The organism is Leucobacter sp. PH1c, from assembly GCF_000633415.1.
Lineage (GTDB): Bacteria > Actinomycetota > Actinomycetes > Actinomycetales > Microbacteriaceae > Leucobacter.
Genome location: NZ_AYMV01000007.1, coordinates 146,261 through 160,555, shown reverse-complemented (window position 1 = coordinate 160,555; position 14,295 = coordinate 146,261). Strand labels below are relative to the sequence as shown.

Annotated in this window: 10 protein-coding genes; 5 read left to right on the top strand and 5 right to left on the bottom strand. The window is 72.7% G+C overall.

The features are described 5' to 3' along the window. The first annotated feature begins 9 nt into the window (after positions 1-9). The 3 genes from cydB (at position 10) to cydC (ending at position 4,655) form a co-directional block, all read left to right on the top strand. Entirely contained in the window at positions 10-1,038 is a 1,029-nt protein-coding gene (gene cydB / locus U874_RS0102480; protein WP_025132969.1) for a cytochrome d ubiquinol oxidase subunit II, read from the top strand. 186 nt (positions 1,039-1,224) lie between these two features. Continuing rightward, entirely contained in the window at positions 1,225-2,949 is a 1,725-nt protein-coding gene (cydD, locus tag U874_RS0102475; protein WP_025132968.1) for a thiol reductant ABC exporter subunit CydD, read from the top strand. Next, positions 2,946-4,655: a thiol reductant ABC exporter subunit CydC gene (gene cydC, locus U874_RS0102470; RefSeq protein ID WP_029987471.1), complete on the top strand. Its 1,710-nt coding sequence runs from the start codon at positions 2,946-2,948 to the stop codon at positions 4,653-4,655. The genes cydD and cydC overlap by 4 nt, the downstream gene beginning before the upstream one ends. A 53-nt stretch (positions 4,656-4,708) precedes the next feature. Here cydC and U874_RS0102465 read toward each other — a convergent pair whose 3' ends face one another. Then, positions 4,709-5,509 carry an aminotransferase class IV gene (locus U874_RS0102465; RefSeq protein WP_025132966.1) on the bottom strand — a complete coding sequence of 267 codons (801 nt, stop codon included), beginning with the start codon at positions 5,507-5,509 and terminating at the stop codon, positions 4,709-4,711. Between the two features lie 33 nt (positions 5,510-5,542). Here U874_RS0102465 and U874_RS0102460 point away from each other — a divergent pair, with 33 nt between their 5' ends. After that, positions 5,543-7,099, top strand: a complete 1,557-nt coding sequence (locus U874_RS0102460) for an anthranilate synthase component I family protein (RefSeq protein WP_232755848.1) — start codon at positions 5,543-5,545, stop codon at positions 7,097-7,099. Between the two features lie 142 nt (positions 7,100-7,241). Further along, on the top strand, positions 7,242-9,779 hold the full coding sequence (gene leuS / locus U874_RS0102455) for a leucine--tRNA ligase (RefSeq protein ID WP_369802341.1): 2,538 nt from the start codon (positions 7,242-7,244) through the stop codon (positions 9,777-9,779). A 62-nt stretch (positions 9,780-9,841) separates the two neighbouring features. Here the strand turns inward: leuS and U874_RS14600 are convergent, their stop codons facing one another. The 4 genes from U874_RS14600 to U874_RS14030 all read right to left on the bottom strand — a co-directional run bounded on the left by U874_RS14600 (position 9,842) and on the right by U874_RS14030 (position 14,153). After that, a complete protein-coding gene (locus tag U874_RS14600; protein WP_025132964.1) occupies positions 9,842-10,870 on the bottom strand; it encodes an ABC transporter substrate-binding protein in 1,029 nt (342 codons plus the stop codon). Positions 10,871-11,010: 140 nt separating this feature from the next. Beyond that, a complete protein-coding gene (locus U874_RS0102445; RefSeq protein WP_025132963.1) occupies positions 11,011-12,072 on the bottom strand; it encodes an iron chelate uptake ABC transporter family permease subunit in 1,062 nt (353 codons plus the stop codon). Then, a complete protein-coding gene (locus U874_RS0102440) occupies positions 12,069-13,154 on the bottom strand; it encodes an iron ABC transporter permease (RefSeq protein ID WP_025132962.1) in 1,086 nt (361 codons plus the stop codon). The genes U874_RS0102445 and U874_RS0102440 overlap by 4 nt, the downstream gene beginning before the upstream one ends. A gap of 132 nt (positions 13,155-13,286) precedes the next feature. Further along, entirely contained in the window at positions 13,287-14,153 is an 867-nt protein-coding gene (locus U874_RS14030) for an AraC family transcriptional regulator (protein ID WP_025132961.1), read from the bottom strand. Positions 14,154-14,295: the final 142 nt, after the last annotated feature.

Here is a 14,295-nt window from a genome sequence, read left to right as displayed (position 1 = left end):
AACGGGAATATGGAACTCACCACACTCTGGTTCTTGATCGTCGGGGTCATGCTCATCGGGTACTTCGTGCTCGACGGCTTCGACTTCGGCGTGGGGATGTCCCTGCCGTTCCTCGGGAAGGACAACACCGATCGCCGCCTCCTGATCAACACGATCGGGCCGGTCTGGGATCTCAACGAGACCTGGCTCATCGTGGCCGGCGCCTCGCTGTTCGCCGCGTTCCCCGAGTGGTACGCGACGATGTTCTCCGGCTTCTACCTCGCGCTCCTGCTCATCCTCGTGGCGCTCATCCTCCGCGGCGTCTCCTTCGAGTACCGCCATCAGGGGAAGGGCGAGAGCTGGACCCGCTGGTTCGACCAGTTCATCTTCTGGGGCTCCGTGCTTCCGCCGCTCCTCTGGGGCGTCGCCTTCGCGAACCTCGCCCAGGGCCTCCCCATCGTCCCCCTCGAGGGCGGCGGCTGGATCTACGAGGGCACGCTCCTCACGCTCCTGAACCCGTACGGCCTCCTCGGCGGCCTCACGATGCTGCTCATCACCTTCTCGCACGGCCTCGTGTTCGTCGCGCTGAAGACGGTGGGCGACATGCGGGAGCGCGCTCGCGCACTGGCGACGAAGGTCGGCATCGCGGCGATCGTCGCCGGCGCGGCGTTCCTCGTCTGGACGATCGTGCAGCACCTCGAGAGCGACACCCTGTGGATCATCGTGAGCTGCTCGGTGCTCGCGGCCCTCGCGCTCATCGGCGCCTGGGTGGCGAACCTCCGCGGCCGCGAGGGCTGGGCCTTCACGGGCAACGCGGCGGCGATCGTCTTCGCGCTCCTCGCGATCTTCATGGCGCTGTTCCCGAACCTGATGCACTCGAGCATCGATCCGGCCTACTCCATGTCGATCGAGGGCGCAGCGAGCTCGCAGAAGACGCTGGAGCTCATGACCTGGGTCGCGGTGTTCACCCTGCCGCTCGTGCTCGCCTACCAGGCGTGGACGTACTGGGTGTTCCGCAAGCGCCTGTCGCGGGACGCGATCCCGGCCGGCGCGCACTAGGGCGCCGTGGGCCGCACCTCCCGGGTGCGGCCCACGCCCCCACACCGAAGCCCCGGGCGGTCCCACCGCTCGGGGCTTCGTGCACCCGCTCGGGGTTTCATCAGATGTGATGCACGCCCCTCCCGTAGACTCGCGGCAGGCGCATCGCCGGCCCGTGCTCGCCCCTCCGACCGCAACAGGATGCTCGTGAAACCTTTCGATCCCCGGCTGCTCCGCTATGCCCGCGCCGCCCGCAGCGTCCTGCTGCTCGGCGGGCTCCTCGGCCTGATCCGCACGCTCGCGATTCTCGCGTGGAGCTGGTTCCTCGCGCAGTCGATCACGGTGGTGGCACTCCCCGCGCTCGCGGGGGAGGGCGGCGGCGCCGGCCGGATCGGCGAGGGCGCGCCCGACGCCGCGGCGATCCCGCTCCTCGTGCTCGGGGCGCTCGTCGCGCTGTGCGTCCGCTCGCTCGCCGCCTGGGGCATGGACACGGTGGCCGCGCGCGGCGCCGTGCGGGTCAAGACGCAGCTCCGGGCCGCCGCGCTCGATGCGATCGACGCGCGCTCGCCCGAACGGGGCGACGGCGCCTCAGATGCGGAGCTCGCGACGGTGCTCGGCCGCGGCCTCGACGCGCTCGACGGGTACTTCTCCGGCTACGTTCCGCAGCTCATCCTCACCGCCGTCGCGACCCCGATCCTCGTGCTCGCGGTGCTGCTCGCCGACCCCGTGAGCGGCATCACGGTGCTGATCGTCTTCCCCATCATCCCGGTCTTCATGATCCTCATCGGGATGGCGACGCAGACGGTGCAGGATCGCCAGTGGGCGCAGCTGCAGCGCCTGTCGGCGGCCTTCCTCGACGCGGTCTCCGGTCTGGCCACGCTGAAGATCTTCCGCCGCGAGGACCGCCAATCGGTACGGATCGCGGCCGCAACCGAGGAGTACCGCTCCCGCACCATGCGTGTGCTGCGGGTCACCTTCCTCTCGGGCTTCGTGCTCGATCTCGCGGGGACCTTCTCGATCGCGCTCGTCGCGGTCACGGTCGGCACCCGGCTCGTGAGCGGCGAGTTCCCGCTCGGGCTCGGCCTCTTCGTGCTGCTCCTGCTTCCCGAGGTCTTCATCCCCATCCGTCAGGTGGGTGCGGCGTTCCACGCGTCCACGGAGGGCCTCGCCGCGTCCGCGGACGTGTTCGCGCTCATCGAGGGCGGCGCCGAAGCCGGGGGAGCGCCGGGCGCGACCCCCGGCGCGGCAGGAACGGACGCGGCAGGCACTGCCGCTGCCGGGACCGTCGCGGTGGCCGCCGACAGCGGGGTTGACGCGCGGGCGGTCTCCGTGGCGCGCGGCGACCGCGTGGCCGTGGGGCCCGTCGACCTGCGCGTCGCGCCCGGGGAGTTCGTGGCGCTCGCCGGTCCGTCGGGCGCGGGGAAGTCGACCCTGCTGGCAGCGCTGCTCGGATTCGTCGCGCCCGCGGCCGGGCGCCTCGTTCGCCCCGAGCACCTCGCCTGGGCCGGACAGCGGCCCGGGCTCCTGCAGGGCACGGTCGCGGAGAACGTCGCACTCGGCGTCGGCGACGGCATCGACGCCGCGCGGGTGTCGCGCGCCCTCGCGGCCGCCGCGCTGCCGGATCTCGACCCCGCCAGAGCGCTTGGCGCCGCGGGCGCCGGCGTTTCCGGCGGGCAGGCGCAGCGGATCGCCATCGCACGTGCGCTCTACCGCGCATGGACCCTCGGCCCCGAAACGGCCCTGCTCCTCGACGAACCCACCTCGGCGCTCGATCGCGGCACGGAGGCCGCGATCTGCGCTACCCTCCGCGCGGAAGCCGCCGCGGGGCGCGCGGTGCTCGTCGTGAGCCACCGACCCGCCGTGCTGGACGCCGCCGATCGCGTCACCTGGATCGAAGCCGCCCGCCCCGAGCCGAAGGAGCTCGTCCGATGACCGCCCAGCCCGAGCCCCGGATCGCACGCCGGAGCGTGCTCGCGCGCGCACTGCCCTCGCTGCGTCGTCGCCTGCCCGGCCTGAGCTTCGGCGTGCTCGCGGACGCCAGCGTCGTCGCGCTCCTCGGCCTCAGCATGTGGCTGATCGTGCGCGCGGGGGAGCAGCCGCCGATCCTGCACCTGACCTTCGCGATCGTGGGGGTGCGCGCGCTCGCGATCGGCCGCGCGGCGTTCCGCTACACCGAGCGCATGTTCAGCCACGACGCGGCGCTCGCGCAGCTTGCGACGCTGCGCGCCGACACCTTCCAAGCGCTCGTGCCCCGCGTGCCCGGGGCCATCGAGAATCACCGGCGCGGCGAAGTGCTCGCCGCCTTCGTTGATGACGTGGACCAGCTCCAGGACGAGCCGCTGCGCGTGCGCCAGCCGCTCACGGTGAGCCTTTCCGTGGTGCTGCTCAGCGTGCTCGCGATCGCTCTCATCTCCCCGATCGCGGCGGTGATCCTGGCTGCTGTGCTCGTCGCCTCAGGCGCGCTCGCGGTGTGGCTCGCCGCGCGCTCCGCTGGCGCGTCCGACCGGGAGCTCAGCGCAGCACGTGCCGGCCTCGTCGATGCGCTGCTCGAGCGCTTCGCCGCCGCGGAGGTGCTCGTCGCCTTCGGTGCGGTCCCCGAGCAGCGGGCGCGGATCGCCGCCGCCGAGGCGCGCCTCGCGCACGTGCAGCTCGTGCGCGCCCGCTCGGCCGGGACGAGCGGGGCGATCCTCGCCGCCGCAGCGGGCCTCGCCTCGGTCGCGACGCTCCTCGCGCTCGCGCCGGTGATCGGCGCAGGGCTCTCCGCGCCCCTCTTCGCCGCCGCGGTCGTGGTTCCCGCGGCCGTCTTCGAGGTGTTCGCTCAGGTGCCAGCGGCCTTCGCAGCCCGCAGGGCCGTGCAGGCGAGCGCCGACCGCGTGGCGGCCCTCACCGAGACCCCGCTGCCGCGGGAGATTCCGGTCGAGCCGAGCGTGTCGCAGCGCGACGGATCCGCGCAGGCTCCGGACGCGGTGCGGGAGGTCCCCGGCGCGCCTCTCATCGAGGCCCGCGGGCTCTCGGTGCGCCACCCGGGCGCGGCGCACGACGCCGTCACCGGCCTCGACTTCGTGCTCGGGGCGGGGGAGACGCTCGTCGTCACCGGCGAGAGCGGCGCGGGCAAGAGCACCCTCGCCCTCGCGCTCGTGCGCTTCCTGGACTACGGCGGCTCCTATCGTCTGCGCGGCGTCGAGGCGAGCGCACTCCCGATCGCTCGCGTGCGCGAAACGGTGGGGCTCTGCGAGCAGCAGCCGCACCTGTTCGACGCCGATCTGCGCCAGAACCTGAAGTTCGCGCGAGAGACGGCCACCGACGCCGAGCTCATGGCCGCGCTCGAGCGCGTGGGGCTCGGGAACTGGGCTGAGGAACGTGGCGGGCTCGACGCCCGCGTCGGTGAGCACGGTGCCCTCGTCTCGGGCGGCCAGGCCCAGCGGATCGCGCTCGCGCGGGCGCTGCTCGCGGACTTCCCGGTGGTCGTGCTCGACGAGCCGACCGCGGGGGTGGACCGCGAGCTCGCAGATCGGCTCCTCACCGACCTCGTCGGCGCAGTTCCCGAGGATCGGGCGGTGCTGCTCATCACGCACACCGAGCTGCCGAGCGGGATCGACGCAGCGCGGCTCCACCTCGAGGCGCCGCGCGGAGCCTGAGGGCGCGCGGCGCCCGAAACCGCGCCGGACCCGAAACCGCGCGGGGCAGCGGGTCAGCGCACGGGCTCCCAGCTCCGGTCGAGCGCCTCGCGGAACCAGCGCAGGCGCGCCGCGTGCGGCGCCGGGAGCTCGGCGCCATCGAGCCGTGTGACCGGCCGGATCCCGTGCAGGGCGTTGACGGCCCAGACCTCGCACCCGAGGAGCTGCGCCGGGGTCGCGCGGCCCTCCGTGATGCTGCGCCGAGCGGTGCCCGCGGCGGCGGCGCGAAGCAGCCGCTCGGTCACCGACGCGACGCGCTCGGTGTCCGCGATGACGCGACCCGCGGCCTCGTTTCCGTGCTCGTCGCCGTCGAGCCAGTACACGAGGCTCGTCGTGGCCCCCTCGCGCACCGTGCCCGCGGGGGAAAGCAGGAGCGGCTCGGCGCCGAGCTCCTGGGCGAGCGCGCCGAGCCGCGCGATTCCCGGGCCCTTGCGATCGGGATGCGCGAGCGCGATCACGCCCGCGCTGCGGAGCTCGATCGTCTCGCGGAGCGGCGGGAGGGGGCGGATCGCGAGGGAGAAGCTGGTGTGGCCGTCGGGCTCCCGCCAGAGCTCCAGGCGAGGGAAACCCGCACCGGCCTCTGCAATGCGCGTCCGCGCGGCTCCGAGGAAGGCGTCGAGCTGCTCAGCGGCAGAGGCCTCCTCCGCAGCGGGCGCGGCTCCCGATGTCGACTCCGCGCCGAGGGCCCGCCCGACCGTGTCGCGGAAGCGTTCGAGGTGCGCGGAGAAGCCGCGGACCTCGGCAACCCCGTCGCGCACGCGCACCCGGAACGAGTCGGCGACGAGGAGTGCGCGCGCGTCTGCCGGTGCCGTCATGCCGCGAGCGTATCACCGCGCTACGCTGGCAGAGTGACGCGGAGCGAGCAGGGGCCGGTGCGGCGCCCGGTGACGGTGCGCGGCGGTGCGGCGCGCGTCGCCGCGCGAATGGCCGCGCACGCGGGTGACACCGGCTGGTTCTGGCTCGACGGCGAAGCCGCGGCGCACTCGATACCGGCGGACGGTGCCCTGGCCGCTGAGGACGCGCTCAGCTACCTCGGGATCGCCGCCGAGCTCGTCGTGGCCGAGCCGGGCGCCGAGCGCGCCTTCCTCGACCGCATCTCGGGTGCCGCCGCGCCCGCCCCGGAATCCCGGAGCGCCGCGGACTCCGTGCCGAGCCGGGGCTTCACATCAGGCTGGGTCGCGGCGCTCGGCTACGAGTTCGGTGAGGCGCTCCTCGGGCTGCCCGGGCGACCCGAAGCGACGGAGCCGGGGGGAGCCGAACCCGCGCCCGCCTTCGCGCTCCGGGCCGATGTGGTGCTCGCGGTCACCGGGGAGCAGGGGGAACTCCGCGCCGACTCCGAAGCGGAGATCGATGCGTGGCTCGCGGCGCACGGCGCGGTCCTCGCGGCACCGAGAGCGGATCGCGATCAGGTCCGCGGAGACGCTCCGGAGGCCCTGGGCTCCGAGCCTCACGCGCTGGGCTCCGCCCCCGACGCGCTCCGCTCTGCTTCCTCGGCAGAGCGGGCCGCGGGAGCGCGCTGGCGGCAGGACGACCGGGCGTATGCCGCCGCGGTCGAGGGCTGCAAGGACGCGATCCGCGAGGGCGACGCCTACGTGATCTGCCTCACGGACACGCTGAGCGCGCGCACGCGTTTCGACCCCGTCGAGCTCTTCCTGCGGCTCCGCGCGCAGGGCGGTGCGATGCGCGCGGGCGTGATCGTTGCGCCGGGCCGCGCTCTCGTGAGCGCGAGCCCCGAGCGCTTCCTCAGCGTCCGCGACGGCCAGATCACCACCCACCCCATCAAGGGGACACGGCCCCGAGGCGTCACGGCCGCGAGCGATGCAGCGCTCGCGGAGGCGCTGCGTGCGGACCCGAAGGAGCGCGCTGAGAACCTTATGATCGTCGATCTCATGCGCAACGATCTCTCCCGGGTGTGCATGCCCGGCACCGTCGCGGTGCCGAGCTTTCTGCGGGTCGAGACACATCCGCACGTGCACCAGCTCGTCAGCACCGTGACGGGCGCGCTCCGGCCGGGCCTCGGCGCGGCGGACGCGATCGCGGCGTGCTTCCCCGGCGGGTCGATGACGGGCGCGCCGAAGCGCCGTGCGGTGGAGATTCTGCGCGGAGTGGAAGCAGGGCCGCGCGGGCTCTACGCGGGCTGCTTCGGCTGGCTCGACCGGAGCGGCGACGCGGAGCTCGCCATGACGATCCGGAGCGTCGAGTACCCGGAAGGTGCCGGAGCGCCGCACCGGGGCTCGGGCCCGGCGCAGCAGGGCGGCAGCGAGCTCGGCGGGGCAGCGCTTCACGCGGGATTCGCCGTGCGGATCGGAGCCGGAGGCGGGATCACCGCGGATTCGCGGGCCGACGCCGAGGTCGCGGAGAAGCACCTGAAGGCGGCCGCGCTCCTCCGCGCGCTCGGACGCTGAGCCCGGAGCGCGCCCGCTCCCGCCCCGACGGGCCCGAGCGGAGCGGGAACGCGCCAGGCGAGAGGCCGGATCGCGCCGCCGGACGCGGTACTCTGGAGGGTATGTGTCGCGCCCGAGCGCGACGAGGCGAACCGAGATCGAGGTGTGTGTGACCGAGCAGCAGGGCCGTGATGCCGAGGGCTACGACTTTCAGGCGATCCAGGATCGCTGGCTTCCCGTCTGGGATGAGCTGAAGCCGTTCGAGGTCGGGGCAGGCGACGCAGAGCGCCCCAAGAAGTACGTCCTCGACATGTTCCCGTACCCGTCGGGCGACCTGCACATGGGGCACGCCGAGGCGTTCTGCTTCGGCGACGTGCTCGCGCGGTTCTGGCGCGGACAGGGCTACGAGGTGCTCCACCCGATCGGCTGGGACTCGTTCGGCCTGCCCGCGGAGAACGCGGCCATCAAGCGCGGCGTCGACCCGCGCGAGTGGACCTACGCGAACATCGCGCAGCAGAAGAGCAGCTTCCGCCTGTACGCGCCGTCGTTCGACTGGAGCCGCGTGCTCCACACGAGCGACCCGGAGTACTACCGCTGGAACCAGTGGCTCTTCCTGAAGATGTACGAGAAGGGCCTCGCGTACCGCAAGGCGAGCTGGGTCAACTGGGACCCGGTAGACCAGACCGTGCTCGCGAACGAGCAGGTGCTCGCGGACGGCACTTCTGAGCGCTCGGGCGCGATCGTCGTGAAGAAGAAGCTGACGCAGTGGTACTTCCGGATCACGGACTACGCGGATCGACTGCTCGACGACCTCGACCAGCTCGAGGGCCAGTGGCCCACCAAGGTGCTCAACATGCAGCGCAACTGGATCGGCCGCTCCCGCGGCGCCGAGGTCGAGTTCGAGATCGAGGGGCGCGCCGAGAAGGTGCCCGTCTTCACGACCCGCCCGGACACGCTCCACGGTGCGACCTTCATGGTCGTCGCACCGGACTCGGATCTCGCGGCGGAGCTCGTCGTGGACGCCGATGCCGACGTGCGCATGCAGTTCCAGGCATATCTGGAGCAGACGCAGAAGCAGACCGAGATCGAGCGCCAGAGCACCGAGCGCGAGAAGACCGGCGTCTTCCTCGGACGCACGGCGATCAACCCCGTGAACGGCGAGCGCATTCCCGTCTGGGCATCCGACTACGTGCTCGCGGACTACGGCCACGGCGCGATCATGGCCGTGCCCGCGCACGACCAGCGCGACCTCGACTTCGCTCGGAAGTTCGACCTCGCGGTGCGCGTGGTGGTCGACGTGCGCGATGCGGATGGCGCGCAGCTGCCCGACCCCGCCGAGTCGGGCGTCGCCACGTCCGGCGAGGGCGTGATGATCAACTCGGCCGAGCTCGACGGACTCGGGAAGGCCGAGGCCATCGCGCGCGCCATCGCCGTCCTCGAGGAGCGCGGCACCGGCCGCGCCGCGACGACCTACCGCCTGCGCGACTGGCTGATCTCCCGCCAGCGCTACTGGGGCACGCCGATCCCGATCCTCCACAACGCCGACGGCGATATGCGCCCCGTCTCAGCGGATCAGCTTCCCGTCGAGCTCCCCGCCTCCGAGGGACTCGACCTGAAGCCCAAGGGCTCGTCGCCGCTCGGCGCAGCCACCGAGTGGGCCACCGTGGTCGATCCCGAGACGGGCGAGACCTGGACGCGCGACCCGGACACGATGGACACCTTCGTGGACAGCTCGTGGTACTTCCTCCGCTTCCTCTCGGCGAACGACGACACGCAGGCGTTCGATCCCGAGCAGGCGCGCACTTGGGGGCCCATCGATCAGTACGCGGGCGGCGTCGAGCACGCGATCCTGCACCTGCTCTACTCGCGCTTCATCACGAAGGTGCTGCACGACCTCGGCTACCTCGACTTCGAGGAGCCGTTCACGTCGCTTCTCAACCAGGGCATGGTGCTGCAGGACGGCGCGAAGATGTCGAAGTCGAAGGGCAACCTCGTCGAGTTCGCGAGTGAGCTGGAGGCGCACGGCGCTGACGCGCTGCGCGTGACTCTCGCGTTCGCCGGCCCGCCGGAGGACGACATCGACTGGGCCGACGTCTCGGTGCAGGGCTCGGCGAAGTTCCTGGCTCGTGCGTGGCGCATCGCCGACGACGTGGAGCGCGCCGGCGCGCCGCTCGGCGCGGACTTCGCCTCGGGCGATGCGGGCCTCCGCCGCGCGACCCACCACCTGCTCGCGGACGCGCCGACCCTCATCGAGGGGTACAAGTTTAACGTCGTGGTCGCGCGCCTCATGGAGCAGGTCAACGTGACCCGCAAGGCGATCGACTCCGGCGCGGGCGTCGCCGATCCCGCCGTGCGCGAGTCGGCCGAGGTGATCGCGCAGATCCTCTCGCTCTTCGCGCCGTTCGCGGCAGAGGACATGTGGGCGAAGCTCGGGCACGAGCCCACGGTCGCTCTCGCGATCTGGCCGAAGGCCGAGCCCGAGCTCCTCGTGGAGAGCGAGATCACCATGGTCGTGCAGGTCGATGGCAAGGTCCGCGACCGGCTCACCCTGCCGGCCTCGGTGACCGAGGCGGAGGCGGAGGCGGCAGCTCGTGCCTCTGCGGGCGTGCAGCGCGCGATCGGCGACCGCACCGTGGTGCACACGGTCGTCCGCGTGCCGAAGATCGTGAGCATCGCGACGAAGCCCGCCTCCGCGGCCTAGTCCGTACGCAGCAGCGCCCCCGGGGAGAACCTCCCCGGGGGCGCTGCCGCGTACGCCGATCGCTACTGCTTCGGGAAGGCCTCGATCGCGTCAGCGACCCGCTCGACGAAACTCGTGTACGTGAGCGCGAAACCGAAGCGCTCGGCGAGGTTGCCCTCGATCCACTGGCCGCTCTCGATCGCGGGCACGCGCTTCAGCATCGGATCGAGCTGCGCATCCCGCTCGGCCTTGAACACGAGCGCAACGTCGGCATCGCCGAGCGCGCTCACTGCGCTCTCGTAGCTGAGCGTGCGGCCGACACCGGACTGGTGCAGGGGCGCCGCGTCGATCTGCTCGTTCTCGAGGATCGTGAAGCCGAGCGCGGGCAGCACGACCTGGAACACTGAGTCGTCCGAGATGACCGTGAAGTTGTCCGCCGGGGCATGGATCACCGTCGCCGTCTTCCCCTCGGCGAACTCGCCCACCCGCTCGCGCGCGTCGGCGACGGCGGCCTCGTAGTCCGCGATCGCGGCCGCGGCCTGGTCGGATCGGCCGAGCAGCTCGAGCTGGTCGGTCATCGCGACGAACGGGTTCTCCGCGGAGGCGCCCTCGACGTCGATGCCGTCGTTCACCGCGAGGACTGGGGCGATCTCGCCCAGCTTGAAGTCCTCGCCCTCGTAGTAGTTCCACCAGCCCGTCCCCACCACAATGAGATCCGGCTTGTACGAGGCGATCTCCTCTCGGTTGAGATCGAACGCGGAGTTCTTCAGGTGAGCGGCCTCCTCGTCGACGAGCGGCGAGAGCGGGCTATCGGTGCCGTACGCGGTCGCGACGATGGGGTACTCCGCGAGGAGCGCCATCTCGAGGCCGGCCCGGCTGTCGAGCACGACGACGCGCTCGGGATCCGCCGGGAGGGTGGCCTCGTATCCCTCGTACGAGAACTCGATCGTCTCTGCGGCCTGGGACGACGCGGAACCGGCATCCGACGCGGGCGCGCCCGCGCAGCCCGCCAGGAGGCCCGCGGTGGCGAGCGTGGCGACACCGGCGAGCAGCGCGCGGCGCACGCGACTGCGGGCACCCGGGCAGAGGGAAGGGGAGAGCACGACGGTCATGGAGGTCCTTGCTGTTCGGTGCGCGCCGGGTGGCACGCGAGGATTCGGGGGAGGGGCGGTGATCCCTCCCGATCCACGCTAGGAGTGGAAGGGTGCTCGGAACGGACGAAGCGGTGTGCGTTTCGGACGTTCGCGCGGGCTCACGGACGCCGACGCGCTTCGTGCACGAGCAGCCAGAGCAGGTAGACGCCGCCGAAGACCACGGTGACCGTGCCGACGGGGAGCATGGCCGGGAACGCGTGCAGCGCAGCGTAGTCCGATGCGGTGAGGAGCGCCGAGCCCATGAGCGCCGCGAGCGGCACGGAGACGCCCGGGCTACGTGCGACGCGACGCGCGATCTGCGGAGCGGCGAGCGCGACGAACGCGATCGGGCCGGCCGCAGCGGTGACGACCGCGATGAGGCCGACGGACACGAGCATGAGGAGCAGCCGAGTCCGCTCGACGCGGACGCCGAGCGCCTGGGCGGCGTCGTCCCCGAGCTCGAGCTGCCGGAGGGGCCGGGCCAGGAGGAGGGTGCAGACGAGCAGAAGCGCGACGAGCAGGCTGCCGGTTCCCGCCTGCTGCCAGGTGATCCCGTTCAGCGAGCCGGCGCCCCAGACGGCGGCGACGAGCGCGGTCTCGAGATCCGCCGTGAGCGTGAGCCACGTGTTGACCGAGCTGAGCATCGCGGAGACGGCGATGCCGACGATGATGAGCCGGAACCCCTGGAGCCCGCCTCGAAACGCGAGCAGGGACACGAGCGCGGCAGCGCCGAGACCGCCGATGAGCGCGCCGCCCGCGACCGCGAGGTAGCCGCCGCCGAGCACGATGATGACGATGAGCGCGCCCGTGTATGCGCCGGCCGAGAAGCCGAGGATGTCCGGGCTCGCGAGCGGATTGCGCGTGAGCGATTGGAACACCGCGCCGCTCGCACCGAGCGCGGCGCCGAACACGATTGCCGAAAGAACGCGGGGGAGGCGCCACTCCAGGACGACGGTGGTGGTGAAGTCGTCGCCGGTTCCCGCGAACGCGCGCCACACCTCCGCGAGGGTGAGCGGCAGTTCACCGCTCACGAGCCCGAGCACGCCGATCATCAGTGACGCGGCGAGGAGCAAGGCGCCCACCCAGACCGCGCGCACGTCGATGCGCAGGCCGTGCCGCGGGCCGCGCAGCACCCAGACCTGGCGTCCGAAATCGACGCTCGGAGCTTCGCGCGCGCTCACAGTCCGCTCACCCGCTTGCGCCGGATCAGGACGATGAGCACGGGGGCGCCCACGAACGCCGTCACGATGCCCACGGGGATCTCGGCGGGGCGCATGAGGAGCCGGCCCGCGATGTCCGAGACGAGCAGCAGGATCGGCGCGAGGAGCAGTGTGTAGGCGAGGATCCAGCGCTGGTCCGGGCCGACGATCCACCGCGCTACGTGCGGCACCATGAGCCCGACGAAGCCGATCGGGCCCGCGATGGCGGTCGCGCCGCCCGCGAGCAGCGTCACCGCGGCGACCACGATGATCCGGGTGCGGAGCACGTTGGCGCCGAGCGCCGCCGCGAGGTCCTCGCCCAGCGCCACCGCGTTGAGCGAGCGTGCGGCGAGGGCCGCGAGCACAAGGCCGATCCCGAGCGCGGGCAGCACCGGAGCAAGCTGGGCGAGCTCGCGGCCGACGACCGATCCAGCACCCCAGTTCCGCATCGCGTCGAAGGCCTGCGGGTCGAGCAGTGTGAGCGCGCCCGTGAGCCCGCTGAGCACGGCGCCGAGGGCGACGCCCGCGAGAACCAGGCGGAGCGGATCGGCACCACCGCGCCCTGCCGCTCCGATCGCGTACACCCCGATTGTCACGACGAGCGCTCCCGCGAAGGCGAACCACATCGACGCGGACAGCGTCCGAGCGCCGAACACCCCGATCCCGATCGCCACCGCGAAGCTCGCGCCCGAGTTCACGCCGAGGATCCCGGGGTCGGCGAGCGGGTTCCGCGTGAGCGCCTGGATCAGGGCGCCGGCGACACCGAGCGCGGCGCCGACCGCGATCGCGATCACCGTGCGAGGCAGTCGGAGCTCGCGGATCACGTGATGCTCCTCGATGTTTGCGGGCCGGAGCAGCGCCTCGCCGATCGTCGCGATGTCGATGCCGCGCGCGCCGACGAGGATGCTCGCGATCGCGACGAGCACGAGCACGCAGAGGAGGACGACGAGCCCGGCGCTGCGGCTCGCGAGCCCGCCCGGGAGGCCGCGACGTGGCGGCTGCGCGGCGGCGGGAGGCGGAGTGGCGGCGGGGGCGGACGGAGGGGAGGCAGTCGCGGATCGCACGCCTCCGACGCTACGCACGGCGCACCGCCCGCGGGGGACACCCGCTATCGCGTTCCGGCCACCTCGGCTGCGCAGGGGACGTCGGCTGTGCCGGGGACTCCGGCGCGCCAGGGGAGCCCGTCGAGCGAAGGATCACTGCCGGGCGGCGTACTCGCCGGGCGTGCACCCCACCGTCTTCCGGAACGCCGTGACGAACGCGCTCGGCGTGCGGTACCCGACCTCGCGGGAGACGACCTTCACGCTTGTGCCCTCCGCGAGGAGGGCGAGAGCCGCGCGCATGCGCACGAGACGCCGCCACTGCGCGAAGCTGAGGGCGACCTCCGCCGCGAACACGCGGGTCAGCGTCCGGGTCGTCATGCTGAGGATCGACGCCCACTGTTCGAGCGAGCGATCGTCGGCCGGGTCCGCAAGGATCATCTCGACCAGCAGAGCGAGGCGACGATCCCCGGGAATGGGCACCTCGAGCTGCACGAGCTCTGTCGCCTCGAGCATGTCGACGCAGACCTGCTGCGCGCGGATGCGCTGCTCGACCGTCATTCGAGCGCGCTTCAGGTGGATCAGCAGCTCTCGGACCGCGGGGGCGAGCCGGACCGCGGTGGGGGAGACCCAGCCCGGATCCCACGCGTCCGGGGCGAAGTAGGTTGCGCGCACGGCCGTGCGGTCGCGCGTGTGCCCCTCGTGCTCCGCGCCGGCGGGGATCCAGAGCCCGACGCCCGGGGTGACCGTCCACTGCCGCCCCTCGACGAGCATCGTCGCGGTTCCGCGGTCGGTCCAGAGCAGCTCGTGCTCCGCGTGCCGGTGAGCGGGCCAGACGATCGGGCGCTCGGGCTCGTGCACGCTCGTCGTGAAGAGGAACGGTCGCGCCACGTTCCGCTCCGGAGCAGGGGCGATGAGGAGGGGAGCCGGATCGACGCGACCCGCAGGCTCGGGGGCCCGCGCGGCCTGCTGCGCGGGTGCGCTGGGCGTTCGGGGCGTGCGTGGCGGAGCGAGCGTGAGCATGGACGGCCTTCGTGATGGAAACTTAGTCTCCCCTTACTTTAGTCCGATGAATACGTTGGCGGGGTCCGCACGCGCCGCGGGCCCCGCCCACAGCGCTCGCGACTCCCGGTTTCTCCCCAGCTCGCCGCCCGCCGCGGCCCCG